Below are 17,745 nucleotides of genomic sequence, written 5' to 3'. Positions count from 1 at the left end.
CGTGGACTCGACCGTCATGGGGTCGTCCTTCCTCATATCGCCTCTCCGAGCGCGGCGATCACATCGGCCCTGCGCGGCACGCCCGCGGCCCGGCGCACCACGCGGCGGTCCGCGTCGAGCACCAGCGTGGTCGGGGTGGACTCGATCCCCAGCGCGCGCACCAGCGCCAGATGGGCCTCCGCGTCGATCTCCACGTGCGCCACGCCGGGGACCATCGCGGCCACCTCGGACAGGACGCGCCGTGTCGCGCGGCAGGGGGCGCAGAAGGCGGTGGAGAACTGCAGCAGGGTGGCCCGTTCACCCGGGCGGCCGCCGAGTACGGCAGTATCGACCCGCGGCCCGCCGTCGTGCCCACTCACCCGCGCTCCTCCGTTCCGCCGCCGTCGCGGCGTTCCCATCATCACCTGCCGGAAACCGTCAGCGGTGGGCGGGGGGTGAAGATTCCCCGGTCAGGGGCCATATGAGGGACGTGACGAGGATCTCTTCGGGACCAGGCACTTCATCTGGTCCTTTGCCCGTTCTTGGGGCACGATCTCTACGCGACCGTAACCTACGGCCGCGTAGGTTGGAGCGGCCGGAGCTGGAAATCCCTTGCCTGGCGGCCACACACACCAGAAGGGAGCTCGTCCCGCCCATGGCAGAGCTTGTCTACCGTCCCGTCATCGGTCTCGCCTTGTCGTTGTTCAAGGCCTGGGACCTGAAGATCGACCTGCAGGGAACGGAGAACATACCTCGGGCGGGCGGTGCGGTGCTGGCCAGCAACCACATCAGCTACCTGGACTTCATCTTCGACGGCTACGCGGCCCGTCCGCGCAAGCGGCTGGTGCGGTTCATGGCCAAGGACTCGGTCTTCCGCCACAGGATCTCCGGCCCGCTGATGCGCGGCATGCGGCACATCCCGGTGGACCGCCGCAAGGGCGACGCGGCCTACGCGCACGCGCTGGACTCGCTGCGGTCCGGCGAGGTGGTGGGCATCTTCCCCGAGGCGACGATCTCCCAGTCGTTCTGCCTGAAGGAGTTCAAGAAGGGCGCGGCGCGCCTGGCCCAGGAGTCCGGCGTCCCGCTGATCCCGATGGCGCTGTGGGGCACCCAGCGCCTGTGGACCAAGGGGCACAAGCGCGACTTCAGCCGCAGCCACACACCCGTGACCATCCGGGTGGGCGAGCCGATCGACACCTCGGAGGGAACCGCCGAGGAGCTGACGGTCCGCCTGCGGGACCGTGTCCAGGTCCTCCTCGAGGCCGCCCAGCGCGACTACCCGGACAAGCCCTCCGGCCCCGAGGACTCCTGGTGGCTCCCCGCGCACCTGGGCGGCACCGCCCCCACCGTCGAAGAGGTCGCCCGCCGCGAGCAGCACTGACCGCCGGCCCCGGCGCGGGCGCCCCCTCACCCCACGTCGCGGCGCGTGCCGGTCACAGTTCCTCCGGCAGCGTCCGCCACAGCTCGGCCCGGTCCCGCGCGCCGCGCAGCGCCGCCAGCACCGCGGGGTGGGGCTCCGCGTGGAGTTCCGGATGGTCGCGCTCGCCCCGTGAGGCGTCCACCGGGAACGCCAGCCTCTCCCCCGTCAGGGAGAACCGGGCGTCGACCCCCGGCTTGTTGCCCCGGGGGTCCTGCCGGTGCCAGGCGCCGCGGAAACGGACGGCGACCAGGCCGTGGATCACGAATCCGCCCCGGTCGTCGCCGAGCCGCTGGTAGCAGAGCGCCGTGGGGATGTCCTCGGCCCGCAGCAGCGCGGCCAGCGCGTGCGCCTTCGCGTAGCAGATGCCGGTGCGCAGTCCGATCACGTCGGAGGCGCGCCAGGTGACCCGCGGGTCGTCCGCGTCATGGGAGTGGGGAATGGCGTCGCGCACGAACTCGAAGGCGGCGCGCGCATAGTCATACGAGTCGCTGGCCGTCGAGGCCAGCCGCGCGGCGGTCCCCCGGACCAGGGGGTGCTCATGATCTATCGCGTCGGACGCGGCCAGATATGCGGACAGGTCCGGCGTCTGCTGGATGGTCTCCATGCGTCATGATCATAGGAAGGCGACCGTCCGGGGTCAATAGATTTCCGGACAGCCGCATACCTATGCATCATTTAGCGGGACGCCATCTCCTCCTTGACGGCGGCGACGAAGGCGTCGACGTCCTCCTCCGCGGTGTCGTACGCGCACATCCAGCGCACGTCACCGGCGGCCTCGTCCCAGAAGTAGAAGCGGAAGCGCTTCTGCAGTCGCTCGGTCACGGCGTGCGGCAGACGGGCGAAGACCGCGTTCGACTGCACGGGGTGAAGGATCTCCACGCCGTCCACGCCCCGGACCCCCTCGGCCAGACGCCGCGCCATCTCGTTGGCGTGCCGGGCGTTGCGGAGCCACAGGTCCTTGGCGAGCAGCGCCTCCAGCTGCACCGAGACGAACCGCATCTTCGAGGCCAGCTGCATGGAGGTCTTGCGCAGGTGCTTCATCCGGCGCACCCGCTCCTGGTCGATCACCACCACGGCCTCGCCGTACATGGCTCCGTTCTTGGTACCGCCCAGCGAGAGCAGGTCGACGCCGGCCGCGTTGGTGAAGGCCCGCATGGGCACGTCGAGGGAGGCGGCCGCGTTCCCGAGCCGGGAGCCGTCGAGGTGGACCGTCATGCCGTGGGCGTGGGCGTGGTCGCAGACGGCGCGTATCTCGTCCGGCGTGTAGACGGTGCCGAGCTCGGTCGACTGGGTGATCGAGACGACCTGTGGCATCGCCCGGTGCTCGTCGTCGAAGCCGAACGCCTGGCGGTCGATCAGCTCGGGCGTGAGCTTGCCGTCGGAGGTCGGCACGGTGAGCAGCTTGATCCCGGCCACCTGCTCCGGCGCGCCGCCCTCGTCGGTGTTGATGTGGGCGCTCTCCGCGCAGATCACCGCCCCCCAGCGGTCGGTGACCGCCTGGAGAGCCACCACGTTGGCGCCCGTGCCGTTGAAGACGGGGTAGGCCTCCGCGGTGGCGCCGAAGTGGCCGCGTACGACCTGCTGGAGGTGTTCCGTGTAGACGTCCTCGCCGTAGGCGACCTGGTGCCCGCCGTTGGCCAGGGCCAGGGCGGCGAGCACCTCGGGGTGGACCCCCGCGTAGTTGTCGCTGGCGAAGCCGCGGACCGACGGGTCGTGACGGCGGCGCGCGTCGGTCTTCGGAGGGTTCACGGCTTCTCGGTCAGCCACAGACGGTTTCCGTTCACTTCACTGGCGGGCTTCTCCCAGACTCCGGCGATGGCCTGGGCCAGGTCCTTGACGTCGGTGAAGCCCGCGAACTTCGCGTTCGGGCGCTCGGCGCGCATGGCGTCGTGCACCAGTGCCTTCACCACCAGGATGGCAGCCGCCGCGGCCGGGCCCTCCTCGCCCCCCTCCTTGCGGAAGGCGTCCGCGAGGGCCAGCGTCCAGGCCTCGGCGGCGGCCTTGGCGGCGCCGTAGGCGGCGTTGCCCGCGGTGGGCTTCGCCGCCCCGGCGGCGCTGACCAGGACGAACCGGCCGCGGTCGCTGCGCACCAGGGCGTCGTGGAAGGCGAGGGAGGTGTGCTGGACCGTGCGGACCAGCAGTTTCTCCAGCAGCTCCCAGTCGGCCAGGTCGGTCTGCGGGAAGGAGGCGCTGCCGCGCCAGCCGCCGACCAGGTGGACCATTCCGTCGATCCGGCCGTACTCCTTCTCGGTCTCGGCCGCCCAGGCACGCGTCGCGTCCAGGTCCAGCAGGTCCACCGGCTCACCGGTGACCGTGGCCCCGCCGTGCGCGTAGCGGGCCGCGTCGACGGCCTCCGCCAGGCGCACCGGGTCGTTGTCCGAGGCCACGACCACCGCGCCGGCCTCGGCCAGCCGCAGCAGCGCCGCCCGGCCGGCCGCGCCGCCCGCGCCGGCCACCGCGACGACCGCCCCCTCGAGCGCTCCGTTTCCGTTCCCCATCGCTCTCGCCTCCCAGGCGTTTCGCTGACTCGTCCGGCCGTTCCCGGGCCGGTCGGTGGCTTGTCCCGGCCGCCTACGCGGCGGTGGGCAGCTCGGCGGTTTCGGCGGTGATCCCCTTGGCGGAGGCGATCACGTGCTTGAGCTTCTTGGCGAGCGCCTCGTAGAACATGCTCAGCGGAAACTCGTCCGGCAGCACGTCGTCGACGAGCTTGCGCGGGGGCTGCGTGAGGTCGAGGGCGTCGGGGCCCTTGGCCCAGCGGGAGCCCGGGTGGGGCGCCAGGTAGGTGGAGACCAGTTCGTAGCCGGCGAACCAGTGGACCAGCTTGGGCCGGTCGATGCCGTCCCGGTAGAGCGTCTCGATCTCGGCGCAGAGCCGGTTGGTGATCTCGGGGGCGCGCTGCCAGTCGATGTGCAGCTTGTTGTCGGTCCAGCGGACGACGTCGTGCTTGTGCAGGTAGGCGAAGAGCAGCTGACCGCCGAGGCCGTCGTAGTTCCGGCTGCGCTCGCCGGTGACCGGGAAGCGGAACATGCGGTCGAAGAGGACCGCCGTCTGCACGTCGCGGGCCTGCCGGATGCCCTCGGCCTCCAGCTTCACGGCCTCCTTGAAGGCGGTGAGGTCGCAGCGCAGCTCCTCCAGGCCGTACATCCAGAACGGCTGGCGCTGCTTGATCATGAACGGGTCGAACGGCAGGTCGCCGTGGCTGTGCGTGCGGTCGTGGACCAGGTCCCACAGCACGAAGGCGTCCTGGCAGCGCCGCTGGTCGTGGACCATCTCCGCGACGTCGTCGGGGAGCTCCAGGCCGAGGATGCCGACCGCGGCCTCGGTCACCCGGCGGAAGCGGGCGGCCTCGCGGTCGCAGAAGATGCCGCCCCAGGTGAAGCGCTCGGGCGCCTCGCGCACGGCGACGGTCTCCGGGAAGAGGACGGCCGAGTTGGTGTCGTAGCCGGAGGTGAAGTCCTCGAAGGTGATGGCGCAGAAGAGCGGGTTGTCGTAGCGGGTCCGCTCCAGCTCGGCCAGCCAGTCCGGCCACACCATGCGGAGCACGACGGCCTCGAGGTTGCGGTCCGGGTTGCCGTTCTGCGTGTACATCGGGAAGACGACCAGGTGCTGGAGACCGTCCTCACGGCGCGCGGCCGGCTGGAAGGCCATCAGCGAGTCGAGGAAGTCGGGCACACCGAAGCCGGTCTCGGCCCACCGACGCAGGTCCTTGACCAGTGCCTCGTGGTAGGCGGCGTCGTGCGGCAGCAGCGGGGCGAGGGCCGTGACGGCGTCCACCACCTCGGACACGGCCCGCTCGGCCTCGGCGCGGCCGGGGGCGCCGTCGGCGGAGAGGTCGAGGGAACCGTCCTTGCTCTGCCAGGGCCGGATGCGCTCCACCGCGCCCTTGAGCGCGGGCCATGCCGGATGGTCGGCCACCCGCGCCCCGGGAGCCTGCCACTGCCCCTGAGTGCCCTTCTGCACAAGAACCTCCGTCATGTCTCACTCTCCACGGGAGTACCTCGGGTGGACTCACCGTAAGCACCATCTTCTTTTTCAGCAAGAGGAGATCTTGGGAAAACTTCCCGTCGAAGCCGCGTTTCAGAGCGAATTTTCCTGTCAAGCGGCCGCCCGGGTGACGCGGAAGCAGGACGGAAGACTGCGCGCGGCCTCTAGGCTGCGGGGCGGACAGGCATCGGAGCAGGCACAGCGCACGGGAGCGAGAAGATCTTGGGTTTCCTCACCATCGGCCACCGCGGACTCATGGGCGTCGAGCCGGAGAACACGCTGCGTTCGTTCGTCGCGGCCGAGAAGGCCGGTCTCGACCTGATCGAACTGGACCTCCACCTGAGCAGGGACGGCGCCCTGGTGGTGATGCACGACGCCACGGTCGACCGCACCACCGACGGCACGGGCCCGATCGCCGACCGCACACTGGAGGAACTGCGCAGGCTGGACGCCGGCGCCGGTGAGCGGATCCCCGTGTTCGAGGAGGTCCTGGACGCGGTGACGGCGCCGCTCCAGGCCGAGATCAAGGACGTGGCGGCGGCGCAGCGGCTGGCCGAGGTGATGCTGGGGCGCGACCTCGTGGAGCGCGTGGAGGTCATCTCGTTCCACGCGGAGGCGATCGAGGAGATCGCCCGTCTCGTCCCGGGCGTGCGGACGGCTCTGGTGGCGAGCCGCTACGACGCGGGGGTCGTCGACCGGGCGGTCCGGGCCGGCGCCCGGACCATGTCGCTGAACATCCGCCGGCTCACCCTGGAGACGGTGGAGTGCGCCCGGCGCGCGGAGCTGCGCGTCCTGGCCTGGACGGTGAACACCCCGGAGCAGCTGCGCCTGGCGCACGCCTTCGGGCTCGACGGGGTGGTCACCGACCGTCCGGAGATCAAGCCGGGCTGACCCCGGGTGCGGCCAGCTCCTTCACCAGCAGTTCGAACTCCAGGTCGTCGCGGCGGGGGATGCCGAACCGCTCGTCCCCGTAGGGGAAGGGGCTGGTCCTCCCGGTGCGGCGGTAGCCCCGGCGCTCGTACCAGGCGATCAGTTCCTCCCGGGCGGAGATCACCGTCATGTGCATCTCGGTGGCCCCCCAGGCCTCGCGGACGAAGCGCTCGGCCTCCGCCATCACGGCACGGCCCAGTCCCCCGCCCTGGAGGCCGGGCCGCACGGCGAACATGCCGAAGTACGCGTGGTCGCCGCGGTGCTCGAGCTGGCAGCAGGCGATGATCCGGCCGTCCCGTTCGGCGACCAGCAGCCGGCCCGAGGGGTCGGTGACGATCTCCCGCACGGCCTCGTGGTCGGTGCGCTGCCCGTCCAGGATGTCCGCCTCGGTGGTCCAGCCGCCCCGGCTGGCGTCCCCCCGGTAGGCGGACTCGACCAGGGCGACGAGGGCGTCGACGTCGTCGAGGGTGCCGTCGCGGAATTCCGGCGCGATGGTCGGGGTGGCGGCAGTGCCGGCTGGGCTGTCGCTGGGGCGCATGTTCTCTCCGGTGTCTAGGCTGCCGCCCATGGTGCACGTACTGGGCAGCAGGACGTTGATCCGCCCCCTCGATCCGGCGGTCTCCCGGGAGTTCTACGGCGAGAGGCTGGGCCTCGCCGTGTACCGGGAGTTCGGTACCGGCGAGGAGCGGGGGACGGTGTACTTCCTCGGCGGCGGGTTCCTGGAGCTGTCGGGACGGCGCCCCGCCGACGCCGACGGGGCCGCGTCCGACGGCGCCGTGCGGCTGTGGCTCCAGGTGGCGGACGCGGCGGCGGCCCGGGAGGAGCTGGCGGCGCGGGGCGTGGAGATCGTCCGGGAGCCGGTGCGCGAGCCGTGGGGGCTGATCGAGATGTGGATCGCCGACCCGGACGGCCTGCCGATCGTACTGGTGGAGATTCCCGCGGACCATCCGCTGCGTCACCGGCCGGCCATCTGAGAGCCGCGGCGGAGGCAGGGGGCCGGCGGCCGGTCACAGCCGTGCGGCGAGCCGGCCCTCCAGCTGGGTCAGGAGCTTGCCGAGCAGTTCCGCCAGCAGGTGACGCTCCTGCGCGTCCAGCCCCGAGAGGACGTCCGCCTCGAACGACAGCTGTTCCGGCAGCACGGCGTCGACGAGTTCCCGGCCCGCCTCGGTGAGGCGCACCAGCACCACCCTGCGGTCCCTGGCGTCGGCCCGCCGTTCCACCAGCCCTCGCTCGGTGAGTTGCTTGAGCCGTTTGGTCACCGCCGCTCCGGACGAGAACGTCTCCCGGGCCAGGTCGCCGGGCGTGAGCTCGCGCCCGGTGCGCCGGAGCGCGCCCAGCAGCTCGAACTCCGGCCGGGTGAGGCCCGGGCGGCGCAGGGGCGCGTCCTCCGCCTGCCGCAGGAGCGCGGCGCTGCGGTTGATCCGCCCGATGAGCTCCATCGGGTCGGTGTCCAGTTCCGGGAGGACGGTCCGCCACTGCCGGACGACCGCGGCGACGATGTCCGCCGCGTCCACCGGCCGCTGGCCGGGTCGGTTCCCGTTGTCCGTCATGACCTGGCGTCCTCCGTCGTCGTGCTCGGGTGGTGCGGCGGCGTCACCGCGGCGGAGCCGGGCAGTGGGTGTCGTACCGTCGCGGCGAGCGTACGGTGTCCGGCCTGGTCCTCCGTCACCACGTCCTCCATCGGCAGGGCACGCGCCCACCATTCGCCGGACGCCGCCTGGGTGGTGCCGCGCAGGCCGACCAGCGCGGCGGCCAGTTCCCGCCGGGCGACGGCCAGGGCCCCGGGTCCCGCCGAGGGCTCCGAGAGCAGCGCCTCGGCCCGGTGCCGCGCGGCCCGGGCGCGCCCGAGGGACGCGGCCACCCGGTCGACGGCCCGCCGGTCGGTGACCACCACGGCGGCGGCCAGGCCGACCAGCGCGCCCACCAGCGTGTCGACCGCCCGGTCCACCACCAGCCCGGGGGTGTCCTGCAGGTGGGCGTACTCGGTGACGAGGAGGGCCATCGGGGTGACGCAGAGGCTGCCCAGCCAGTAGTTGCGGGAGATGAGCGCCTCGGCCCCGAAGTTGAGGGCGAGGCCGGTCAGGACGAGCGTCCACGGACTGAGGTGGGCGATGGGCGCGAGCACCGCGAAGAGCACCACGCCGGCCAGGTTGCCGACGACCCGCTGGACGCTGCGGTCCCAGGTCAGCGAGAGGTTGGTCTGGAACAGCGCGGCCGCGGTGACCACCGCCCAGTAGGGCCGCCCCACGCCCAGGGCCAGGGAGGCCCAGCCTGCCAGGGCGCAGCCCAGCAGCGTACGGAGCGCGAGGGCGCGCAGCGGGGTCAGCCGGTGCCACAGGGGCGGCGGTGTGGAGGCACGCTCCATCTCGACGCCGAGCAGTTCGTCCTCGCCCGCTCCGTCGAGGGCGGGACCGAGGGTGTCCGGGACGCGGCCGAGGCCGTGCAGCCGGCCGGCCCAGCCGCGCAGCAGGGCCGCGTCGCCGGGGGCGGGCGCCGCGAGGACGGCTTCGGTGCGGACCAGCACCCGGCCGAGGGGGCGGCGCGAGGAGGAGCGGCGTCCGGTCATCAGCAGTGTCTGCCACGCGTTCTGCACCGCGCCGGCGGCGTCCGCCCGTGCCTGCGCGGCCGCCTGCCCGCCCGGCTGCGCGCCGTGGGCGGCCTCGGCGTGTTCGGCGACCCGGCGCAGGGCCTGGACCACGGCCCGGCGCTCGGGACCGTGGGGACGCGGCAGGCCGGGCGCCATGCCCACCAGCCAGGAGAACGCGCCCGCGGCGAGGGCCAGGCCCACATGGCCGGGGATCTGGCCCAGGGTCTGCGGGGTGAACAGGGCCGCCGAGGAGACGAAGGTGAGGATCACGTTCCCGGGCGGCCCGACGCGGGTGGCGTCGCAGAGCGCCTTGTGCAGAGCGGCCAGCACCGCCCCCACCGCCACCAGCACCACGCCCGAGGAGGTGAGCGAGGCCGCGGTCAGCGCCACCGCCACGCCGGCCACCATGCCGGCGACGACCCAGGCCAGCGTGCGGGCCCGGTCGGCGTAGGGGCGGTTGTGGGCGTAGAGGGCGCACAGCGACCCGGCCATCGTGTAGACCGCGAGGTCGAGACGGCCGAGGGCGACCAGCAGCAGGTTGGGCGGCGCGGTGGCCACGACCACGCTGACGGCGTGCTTGTACCAGATCTCGGCCGGCCGGCCGAGCCGTAGCACCTGGAGAAGCGGCGGGCGCGCCAAAGGACCTCCTCGGACGTCGGGCGGATGACTCACCCTTTTACGTTAACAGGTGTTTCACTCGTAAATGATCGGCGGCTTCCGTCACGCTCCGCCCGATGCTCCCCGAACGCCCCTCTGCGCCCGTATGCGCGCCGCCCCGGACGGGCATTCCCTGACCGACCGCCGCGGGGGCGGCGGCGACCTCGGGGGAAGGGGGCGGGGGTGCACGGACCGGCCACGACCGGATGGCTGCTGGTCGCCCTGTGCGCGGCGGCGGGGGCCTACTGCGTGCTGCGCATGCGCAGCGACGTGGAGGAGCAGCGCAGGGCCGCGGGAGGGGAGGCGGTGATGGGGTTCGGCATGGCGGCGATGGCCGTGCCCGCCGCCGCGCTGGATCCGCCCGGCTGGGTGTGGCCGGTGTACGCGGCCGTCTTCGCGGCTGCCGCGCTGCACTCGCTGTGGACGGCCCGGAGCAGCGCGCACCACCTGCACCATGCCGTCGGCGCGCTGGCCATGGTCCACATGGCCCTGGCGATGACCGCGTCCCCGGCCGGCCACGCGGGCCACGGCGCCGCCGTCGGCGTCCCGCCGCTGACGGGGATCCTGCTGCTGTACTACGCCGGTTACGTGCTGCTCACCGGGGCGCGGCTGCTGCCTTCGGGCGCGGTGGCCGGGGGCGGCACCGCGCGGTGGGGCGACCGGCCGGAGTTGGCGCGGGCGTGCCGGCTGGGCATGGGAATCGCCATGCTCGCCATGCTTCTGACGATGTGACGGCGTGGGCTCCTGACGAGGTGACGGCGCGGCGCGCCGGTCCTGCGCGTCGCGCCGTGCCGCGTGTCGTACGTCACTCGCGGCGCGGGTTTGTTCCCCGGCGCGGCCGGGGCTCCTACGCTGCCCTCCATGATGGTCCCCGCGGCACTGCTGCTGCTCGGCGCGCTGACCGCCGTCGTCGCGCCCCGTGTTCTGGCGCGGGCGGACGTGGACCGGGAGCCGGTGGTGGCCCTGTGGGTCTGGCAGTGCGTGGTCGCGGCCGTGCTGCTGTGTTTCGCCCTGTCGATGACGCTGAGCGCGGCGGTCGCCTGGCAGGCGGTGCGGGGCCACGTCTTCGCGCCCGCGCCCAGCCGTGTGGTCGACGTCTACGCGCCCGCGGGGACGCCCGGCACGTGGGCCGCGGCGACCGCGGTGGCGCTGGCCGCCGGCGGGCTGTGGACGGCGGCCATGCTGACCCGCGAGGTGGTACGGACGCGCTCCCGTCGCCGCCGGGACCGGGCCGCGCTGCTGGAACGCGCGCCCGTGCTGCCGGGCGAGGCCGCGGCGGCCGACGGGCTGGTGGTGCTGGAGGCCGACCGGCCGGACGCCTGGTGGCTGCCCGGTCCCGAGCCCCGGCTGGTGGTCACCACGGCCGCCCTGCGCCGCCTGGGCGAGCGCGAGCTGGACGCGGTGCGCGCCCATGAGAAGGGGCACGCCCGGGCCCGGCACGACTGGCTGCTGCACTGCTCCTCCGCGCTGGCCGGGGGGTTCCCGCGGGTGCCGGTGTTCGCCGCGTTCCGCGACGAGATCCACCGGCTGGTGGAGCTGGCCGCCGACGACTCGGCCTCCCGCCGCCACGGCCGCCTCGCCGTCGCGCTGGCCCTGGTGGGCCTCAACGAGGACCGCGGCGTCTTCGGCCCCACGCCCTCCGGCGGGCGGGCGGACGTCCCGGACCGCGTCCATCGCCTGATCGCCCCGCCGCGCCGGCTGAGCCCGTTCCGCCGGCTCGGGCTGACGGCGGCGGGCGCCCTGGTTCCCGCGGTTCCGCTGCTGGTCGCCTTCGCCCCGGGCCTGGGCGTGCTCCACCACGGCTGACGTCCGGACGGGTGAACCGCGGCCGCCTGCCGCCCACCACGGGCGGCGAACGACGCGAAAGGGTGGTTTCAGGGGGGCGGGCCGGGTCAGTATCGGCCCCATGCGCCTCTCCCCGCATGCCCCGCCCCTCGCCGCGCCCTCCGCCCCGCACCGACGGCTCCACGACGCCGCGCTGCGCACGGCGGCCTTCCTCGCCTTCTGCTCCCTGGTGCTCCTCGCCCTGGTCGAGGCCTCCTGGCAGCCCCTGATCGCCATGGACACGGAGATCGCCCGGACCACCCACCGCTGGGCGGTCGACGAGGACGGCCTCACGGCGGCCTTCCGCGTGCTCACCGACTGGGTCTGGGACCCGCTCACGCTGCGCGCCCTGACCGTGGTGGTGGCCGTCTGGCTCGTCTGGCGCCGGTCGCAGTGGTGGCCCGCGCTGTGGCTGGTGGCGGTGGTGGCCGTGGCGGCCCTGCTCCAGCAGGTGCTCAAGGCCGTCGTCGACCGGCCCCGGCCGGTGTGGCCCGATCCGGTCGACCACGCCCGCTACGCCGCCTTCCCCTCCGGTCACGCCATGACCGCGGCCGTCTGCTGCGGCCTGCTGCTGTGGGTCCTGCACCGCCGTGGTGCGGGGCGCCGGCTGTGGCGGGCGGCGGTGGCCACGGCCGTGGTCAGCGTCGTGGGGGTGGGGCTGACCCGGGTCTGGCTGGGGGTCCACTGGCTCTCGGACGTGGTGGGCGGCTGGCTGCTGGGGGCCATGACGGTGGCCGCCGCGGTGGTGATCCACGAACGGCTGCCGTGGCTGCGCGAGGCCGGTTCGCGCTCCTCCGCGAACCGGCGGCCGCGGCTACGCTCTCGCGCATGAGCGCTTCCACCCCCGCGGCCTCCGGCGCCAGGCGGTTCGAGACCGTGCTGTTCGACTTCTCCGGGACGCTGTTCCGCATCGAGCCGGTCGAGACGTGGCTGCGCGCGGTGCTCCGGGCGACCGGGACCGCCATGACGGAGGAGCACACCCTCCGCGCCGCGCGGGAGCTGGAGGAGGCGGGGGCGCTGCCCGGCGGCCCGGTGCCGCGCGCGTTGCCCGGGGACTTGGCCGACGCCTGGGAGAACCGCGACCGGACCCCGGAACTCCACCGGGGTCTCTACACGGGGCTGTCGCGCCGGGTGGAGCTTCCGGACCCCGCGCTGCACGACGCCCTGTACGACCGCCACATGACGCCCGAGGCCTGGGAGCCCTACCCGGACGCCTTGGAGGTGCTGGCGGCACTGCGCGACCGGGGTGTGGCCGTGGGTGTGGTCAGCAACATCGGGTGGGATCTGCGTCCTGTGTTCCGGGCACATGGGCTCGACGCCTATGTGGACACCTACACCCTGTCGTTCGAGCACGGCGCGCAGAAGCCCGAGCCGGACATCTTCCGCGTGGCCCTCGACGCCCTGGGAGCGGAACCGTCCCTGACCCTGATGGTGGGCGACGACCGCCGGGCCGACGGGGGCGCCGCGGCGCTCGGCTGCGGAGTGCGCTTCGTCGATCCGCTCCCGCCCCGGCTGCGGCCCGACGCGCTGCGGGCGGTGCTCCCGGCTGCGGCCCCCGGTCCCGGCCGCGCGCGGTAGGCCCCCGGCCGCGTGTAGGGCCCCGGCCGCGTGTAGGGCCCCGTGCCTCGCCGGGGGGCCCTGCCGCGCTGAGCGGAGCGCGCGGCCTCGGTCCGTCCGGGGCGCTCCCCCGCGTCGCCCCGGACGGCCCTCCAGGATGTCCCGGGGCCGCCGTGCGGTCAACGGGACGGCGGGTTCGGCGGAACGCACCGGTGGCACGTGGGCCCCGGAACGACGTTCCCGCCGTGCGGCTGGGCCGCACGGCGGGAACGGGAGGTGCGGGGCCGGGCGGTGAGCCACCGTCCGGCGCCCGGCGTCACCTCCGGTAGTACTTCGGCTGGGTCTGGGCGTTGAGCTCGTCCAGGTGCACGCTGTTGGCCTGGTTGGTACGCCGGTCGTTGAGCTTCAGGACGTCGAAGCCCTTGGCCATGTCGTTCGAGTACAGGTAGCCGTTGTACCAGTACGTCGACCAGGTGCCGCCGCCACCGCCGTTGGGCAGCGGGCCGCGCTCGAAGTAGGCGATCTCCTTCGGGTTCTCGGAGTCGGTGAACTCCCAGACGGACACGCCGCCCTGGTACCAGGACTGGACCATGATGTCCTTGCCCTTGACCGGGATCAGCGAGCCGTTGTGCGCCACGCAGTTCTCGGTGGAGGCCTGGTGACGGGGGATCTTGAAGTAGCTGACGAACCGCAGCTCGGCCTTGTGGCCCTTGCCGACGATGTCGTAGATGCCGTTGGCGCCGCGATTCGGGCCGATCTCCGCGTTGCAGGTGGCCATGCCGCCGCCGCCGAGCTCGTCGGTGAAGACGACCTTGTCGGCGTCCAGGTTGAACGTCGCCGAGTGCCAGAACGCGAAGTTCACGTTGTCCTGGACCTGGTCGATGACGACCGGGGCGGCCGGGTCGGAGATGTCCATCAGGATGCCGTCGCCCATGCAGGCGCCCGCCGCGAGGTTCTTCGACGGGAGGACGGTGATGTCGTGGCAGCCGGTGGTGCGGGAGACGCCCGGGTTCACCGGGGAGCCGGGGTTGCCGCCGCCGAGCTCGCCCTCACCGGGGAACAGCACCGGGAAGTCGACGACGGCCGCGGTCTCCGGGGCGTCGGTCGGCACCTTGATGACGGAGATGCCGTCGTGGGGCGGCCGGCAGTCCGGGTAGGCGGCGTTCGGCGAGTACGACGAGACGTACACGTAGACGTCGTCGCCGTCCGGCAGCAGGGTGTGGGTGTGCGAGCCGCAGGCGGTCTCGACGGCGGCGACGTACTGCGGCGCGGTGATGTCGCTGATGTCGAAGATCTTGATGCCCTCCCAGGAGGACTTCTCCGTCACCGGCTGCGTGGTGCTGTTGCAGGAGTCGTCGCTGCGCGAGGAGTCGGTGGAGAGGAAGAGGAGGTCGCCCGAGACCGAGATGTCGTTCTGCGATCCGGGACAGAGGACCTGGGCCACGACCTTGGGCTTCTTCGGATTCTTGATGTCGAAGACCTTGAATCCGTCGTAGTTGCCCGAGAACGCGTAGCGGCCCTGGAAGGCGAGGTCCGAGTTGGTGCCGGGCAGGAGGTCCTTCGGGGTGTTGCTGACATGCTCGATGTTGCGGGAGTGGACGATCTCGTCCACTGCGGGTATCTCACCGTTGTCGATGGCCGCCTCGACCTCGGCCTGGACGCTGCTGGAGAGTTTCTTCTCCGGCAGGTCGCCCGGACCGGGGACGGCGCCGGCGGGGGCTGCCGTGAGCAGGGCTGCCATGAGACCGGCGGCGGTGGCCGCGACTCCCAGCCGTCTCCGCTGCTTTCGGGGGTTCAGTCTGAGCACTTCATCCTCCCTCTTCGGTCCGTTCACACACCGAGCGGTGGACGGACCCCAGCAGTATGGGCTGCGTCATGCACAGATCAATAGATTCGAAATACAATTAACATAAGATTTTACGATCACACGCTGGTGGAACCGTGCTAGGACGGTGCTGGAAGCCGAGCAACCGTCAACCGTCCCTCCGGGAGGTCACCGTGCCCATCCGTCGCGTCCTGCGAGCAGCGATCGTCACCGCCGCGCTGCCCCTGACCCTCCTCGCGCTCGGCGGCTGTGACTCCGGTGCGGACTCCGGATCGGGCGCGGCCCAGGGGGCTTCCGTGATCGCTCCGGGGAGACCGGGCGAGCCGAACAGGACCCTCTCCGCGGAGGACGCGGCGGAGCACCGCAAGGAGGACGACTCCCCCAACAGCGCCGACGTCTCGTACGTCCGGATGATGGTCGAGCACCACGAACAGGCTTTGGAGATGGCCCGGTTGGCCCCCGACCGGGCCGCGTCGAAGGAGGTCAGGGGCCTGGCCTCGCGCATCGCGGACGTGCAGGGCGCGGAGATCGACATGATGGAGGGGTGGCTGGACGAGCACGGCTCCGGGAAGGACGCCGGCGCCCACGGCCACCAGGGGATGCGGGGCATGGCCACCCCCGAGCAGATGAAGGAGCTCGAGGCCGCCGACGGCGCCGAGTTCGACGGGCTCTTCCTCGACCTGATGACCGCTCACCACGAGGGCGCGATCGCCATGGCGGCGGACGTGAAGGCGAACGGCAACAACATCCGTGCCGAGGAGATGGCCGACGACGTGATCGCCACCCAGACCACGGAGATCGCGCGCATGGACGCCATGCGCGGCTAGCGGCACCCGAGGGCCGCGACCGCTCCGACGAGGCGTCACCCCTCGTCGGGGCAGGGGGACGAGGCCCGGCGGCGGCCGGTCCGTCCGCGGCTCCGCGGCGTTGTCGGTGGCACCGTGCAGACTGGCCGTGTCCGACTCGCTCCCATCCGGACGACGACGTCCTGAGAGGTGGCCGGCATGGCCGACGTACTGCTCGCCGTAGGCACGAACAAGGGTCTGTTCCTCGCGCGCCGCCGCTCCGGCGGCTCCTGGGAGTTCGACCCCGCTCCGCACTTCAACGCCCAGGCCGTCTACTCGGTCGCGCTCGACACCCGCGCCTCCACGCCGCGGATCCTGGTCGGCGGCGTGAGTTCCCACTGGGGGCCGTCGGTCTTCCACTCGGACGACCTCGGCCGCACCTGGGGTGAGCCGTCCAGCCCCGCCGTGCGGTTCCCGCAGGACACCGGGGCCTCGCTGGAGCGCGTCTGGCAGCTCCATCCGTCCGCCGTCGAGCCCGACGTGGTGTACGCGGGCACCGAGCCCGCCGCGCTCTTCCGCTCCGAGGACCGCGGCGAGAGCTTCTCGCTGGTCCGCCCGCTCTGGGAGCACCCCACCCGCTCCCGCTGGGCGCCCGGAGGGGGCGGCGAGGGCCTGCACACGATCCTCACCGACGCCCGCGATCCGGGCGCCCTGACGGTGGCGGTGTCCGCCGCGGGCGTCTTCCGCAGCGCGGACGGCGGCGCGAGCTGGGCCCCCTCCAACTCGGGCGTCTCGGCGGTCTTCCTGCCGGACCCCGACCCGGAGTTCGGGCAGTGCGTGCACAAGATCTCCCGGGACGCCGCCGACCCGGACCGGCTGTACCTGCAGAACCACTGGGGCGTCTACCGCAGCGACGACGCGGGTGCCCACTGGAGCGACATCGGCGAGGGGCTGCCGTCCACCTTCGGCTTCGCGGTCGCGGCCCATCCCCACCGCGGCTCCACCGCCTACCTGTTCCCGGTCAACGCCGACTCCGACCGGGTTCCGGCCGGCCGGCGCCTCAGGGTCTTCCGCACCGCCGACGGGGGCGGCCGGTGGGAGCCGCTGTCCGCCGGCCTGCCCGACGAGGACCACTACGGAGTGGTGCTCCGCGACGCCCTGTGCACCGACGACGCGGACCCCGCGGGCGTCTACTTCGGCACCCGCAACGGCGAGCTGTACGCGTCCGCGGACGACGGCGACAGCTGGCGGATGCTCGCCTCGCACCTCCCGGACGTGCTCTGTGTACGCGCCGCCGTCCTCCGCTGAGGCGGGCCCGGGCCCCCGGCGCCGACCCCGGTGGCGGGGCCACGCCGGGAAGCCTCGCCACGGGGCCGGGCCCGGCGCCGTGGGCCTGCCGCCTCAGACCATCTGCATTCCGCCGTCGACGGCGACCACCTGCCCGGTCATGTAGTCGGAGTCGGGGGCCGACAGGAAGACCGCGGTCGGCGCGAGATCCTCCGCGGTCGAGACCCGGCCGAGCGGGATGGTGTGGGCGTACTGGTCCATGAGTGCCGCCGTCCGGTCGGTGACCGAGTCCCACAGGCCGGTGTCGATGACGCCGGGGGCGATTCCGTTGACGGTGATCCCGTGCCCAGCCAGGGCGCGGGCTCCGGACTGCACGAGGGAGAGGACCGCGAACTTGCTCGCTGCGTAGGCGGAGAAATCCGGGCCGGCCTTGCGGGAGGCCGCCGAGCACAGGTTGATGATCTTTCCGCCGCCGCCCTGCTCGAGGAAGACGCGCGCGGCCTCCTGCATCCCTACGAGCACTCCGGTGACGTTGATGTCGTGGATCCGGCGGAAGTCGTCCTCGGTGGTCTCCATGAACGGCTTCCTGATGCTGATCCCGGCGTTGTTGATCATCACGTCCAGGCGTCCGTGGACGGCCACGGCCGCGTGCAGCGCGGTGGCGACCTGTTCACGTGACCGCACGTCGGCGTGGTGCCCGGAGGCGGTTCCCCCGGCGTCGACGATGTCCTCGACCGTGGCCTCGATCGCGGACCCGTCGATGTCGAGGACCGCCACGTGGGCGCCTTCCCTCGCCAGGGCGCGGGCGAAGCCCGCTCCCAGGCCGGATCCGGCTCCCGTGACCGCGATGACGCGGCCGGTCAGTCGTGGGGACATGCGCCCCTCCTTCGGGTCGTGGTGATGGTGTCCT

At 72.9% G+C, this 17,745-nt stretch carries 19 protein-coding genes; 9 read left to right on the top strand and 10 right to left on the bottom strand.

Annotation, left to right across the window (positions count from 1 at the left end):
* Positions 1-32: 32 nt before the first annotated feature.
* A complete protein-coding gene (locus GBN72_RS16515; RefSeq protein WP_164540675.1) occupies positions 33-401 on the bottom strand; it encodes a TlpA family protein disulfide reductase in 369 nt (122 codons plus the stop codon).
* A gap of 233 nt (positions 402-634) precedes the next feature.
* On the opposite strand from GBN72_RS16515, the gene GBN72_RS16510 reads away from it, so the two are divergent.
* Positions 635-1,360, top strand: a complete 726-nt coding sequence (locus GBN72_RS16510; protein WP_151772542.1) for a lysophospholipid acyltransferase family protein — start codon at positions 635-637, stop codon at positions 1,358-1,360.
* 52 nt (positions 1,361-1,412) lie between these two features.
* Here GBN72_RS16510 and GBN72_RS16505 read toward each other — a convergent pair whose 3' ends face one another.
* From GBN72_RS16505 to GBN72_RS16490, 4 genes are all read right to left on the bottom strand, one after another.
* A complete protein-coding gene (locus GBN72_RS16505; protein ID WP_151772541.1) occupies positions 1,413-2,003 on the bottom strand; it encodes a transglutaminase domain-containing protein in 591 nt (196 codons plus the stop codon).
* A 71-nt stretch (positions 2,004-2,074) separates the two neighbouring features.
* Entirely contained in the window at positions 2,075-3,148 is a 1,074-nt protein-coding gene (locus GBN72_RS16500) for a threonine aldolase family protein (protein ID WP_151772540.1), read from the bottom strand.
* Positions 3,145-3,897, bottom strand: a complete 753-nt coding sequence (locus GBN72_RS16495) for an SDR family NAD(P)-dependent oxidoreductase (protein ID WP_151772539.1) — start codon at positions 3,895-3,897, stop codon at positions 3,145-3,147. Before GBN72_RS16495 ends, GBN72_RS16500 begins: the two co-directional genes overlap by 4 nt.
* A gap of 73 nt (positions 3,898-3,970) precedes the next feature.
* The gene (locus tag GBN72_RS16490) at positions 3,971-5,374 is read right to left on the bottom strand and encodes a DUF6421 family protein (protein ID WP_151772538.1); all 1,404 of its coding nucleotides are present in this window, start codon (positions 5,372-5,374) and stop codon (positions 3,971-3,973) included.
* A gap of 231 nt (positions 5,375-5,605) precedes the next feature.
* Here GBN72_RS16490 and GBN72_RS16485 point away from each other — a divergent pair, with 231 nt between their 5' ends.
* Entirely contained in the window at positions 5,606-6,274 is a 669-nt protein-coding gene (locus GBN72_RS16485; RefSeq protein WP_151772537.1) for a glycerophosphodiester phosphodiesterase, read from the top strand.
* Here the strand turns inward: GBN72_RS16485 and GBN72_RS16480 are convergent.
* Positions 6,261-6,851: a GNAT family N-acetyltransferase gene (locus tag GBN72_RS16480; protein WP_151772536.1), complete on the bottom strand. Its 591-nt coding sequence runs from the start codon at positions 6,849-6,851 to the stop codon at positions 6,261-6,263. The two genes, GBN72_RS16485 and GBN72_RS16480, sit on opposite strands and share 14 nt — an antisense overlap.
* A 28-nt stretch (positions 6,852-6,879) precedes the next feature.
* Between GBN72_RS16480 and GBN72_RS16475 the strand changes: the two genes are divergently transcribed.
* Positions 6,880-7,287 carry a VOC family protein gene (locus tag GBN72_RS16475; RefSeq protein ID WP_151772535.1) on the top strand — a complete coding sequence of 136 codons (408 nt, stop codon included), beginning with the start codon at positions 6,880-6,882 and terminating at the stop codon, positions 7,285-7,287.
* 33 nt (positions 7,288-7,320) lie between these two features.
* Here the strand turns inward: GBN72_RS16475 and GBN72_RS16470 are convergent, their stop codons facing one another.
* Positions 7,321-7,863: a MarR family winged helix-turn-helix transcriptional regulator gene (locus GBN72_RS16470; RefSeq protein ID WP_151772534.1), complete on the bottom strand. Its 543-nt coding sequence runs from the start codon at positions 7,861-7,863 to the stop codon at positions 7,321-7,323.
* Positions 7,860-9,539 carry an FUSC family protein gene (locus GBN72_RS16465; protein ID WP_439959772.1) on the bottom strand — a complete coding sequence of 560 codons (1,680 nt, stop codon included), beginning with the start codon at positions 9,537-9,539 and terminating at the stop codon, positions 7,860-7,862. The genes GBN72_RS16470 and GBN72_RS16465 overlap by 4 nt, the downstream gene beginning before the upstream one ends.
* 201 nt (positions 9,540-9,740) lie before the next feature.
* Between GBN72_RS16465 and GBN72_RS16460 the strand changes: the two genes are divergently transcribed.
* The 4 genes from GBN72_RS16460 to GBN72_RS16445 all read left to right on the top strand — a co-directional run bounded on the left by GBN72_RS16460 (position 9,741) and on the right by GBN72_RS16445 (position 12,959).
* On the top strand, positions 9,741-10,289 hold the full coding sequence (locus GBN72_RS16460) for a DUF5134 domain-containing protein (protein WP_151772533.1): 549 nt from the start codon (positions 9,741-9,743) through the stop codon (positions 10,287-10,289).
* Between the two features lie 129 nt (positions 10,290-10,418).
* Positions 10,419-11,363: a M56 family metallopeptidase gene (locus GBN72_RS16455; protein WP_151772532.1), complete on the top strand. Its 945-nt coding sequence runs from the start codon at positions 10,419-10,421 to the stop codon at positions 11,361-11,363.
* A 100-nt stretch (positions 11,364-11,463) separates the two neighbouring features.
* Positions 11,464-12,213 (top strand): phosphatase PAP2 family protein, encoded by a 750-nt coding sequence (locus GBN72_RS16450; protein ID WP_151772531.1) that lies wholly within the window; start codon positions 11,464-11,466, stop codon positions 12,211-12,213.
* Positions 12,210-12,959, top strand: coding sequence for an HAD family hydrolase (locus GBN72_RS16445; protein WP_151772530.1), 750 nt, complete (start codon positions 12,210-12,212; stop codon positions 12,957-12,959). The genes GBN72_RS16450 and GBN72_RS16445 overlap by 4 nt, the downstream gene beginning before the upstream one ends.
* 295 nt (positions 12,960-13,254) lie before the next feature.
* Here GBN72_RS16445 and GBN72_RS16440 read toward each other — a convergent pair whose 3' ends face one another.
* On the bottom strand, positions 13,255-14,679 hold the full coding sequence (locus tag GBN72_RS16440; protein ID WP_246212592.1) for an LVIVD repeat-containing protein: 1,425 nt from the start codon (positions 14,677-14,679) through the stop codon (positions 13,255-13,257).
* A gap of 257 nt (positions 14,680-14,936) precedes the next feature.
* On the opposite strand from GBN72_RS16440, the gene GBN72_RS16435 reads away from it, so the two are divergent.
* Both GBN72_RS16435 and GBN72_RS16430 read left to right on the top strand, forming a co-directional pair.
* Positions 14,937-15,590 (top strand): DUF305 domain-containing protein, encoded by a 654-nt coding sequence (locus GBN72_RS16435; protein ID WP_151772528.1) that lies wholly within the window; start codon positions 14,937-14,939, stop codon positions 15,588-15,590.
* A gap of 177 nt (positions 15,591-15,767) precedes the next feature.
* Complete coding sequence (locus GBN72_RS16430; protein ID WP_164540672.1) at positions 15,768-16,856, top strand: WD40/YVTN/BNR-like repeat-containing protein; 1,089 nt, start codon at positions 15,768-15,770, stop codon at positions 16,854-16,856.
* 93 nt (positions 16,857-16,949) lie between these two features.
* On the opposite strand, the gene GBN72_RS16425 is transcribed toward GBN72_RS16430, so the two are convergent.
* The gene (locus tag GBN72_RS16425) at positions 16,950-17,711 is read right to left on the bottom strand and encodes an SDR family NAD(P)-dependent oxidoreductase (protein ID WP_151772526.1); all 762 of its coding nucleotides are present in this window, start codon (positions 17,709-17,711) and stop codon (positions 16,950-16,952) included.
* Between the last annotated feature and the right edge of the window lie 34 nt (positions 17,712-17,745).

This window comes from Streptomyces abyssomicinicus (genome assembly GCF_008974245.1).
Lineage (GTDB): Bacteria > Actinomycetota > Actinomycetes > Streptomycetales > Streptomycetaceae > Streptomyces > Streptomyces abyssomicinicus.
The sequence above is the reverse complement of the archived record's forward strand: the minus strand, read 5'-3'. Positions and strand labels throughout refer to the sequence as shown.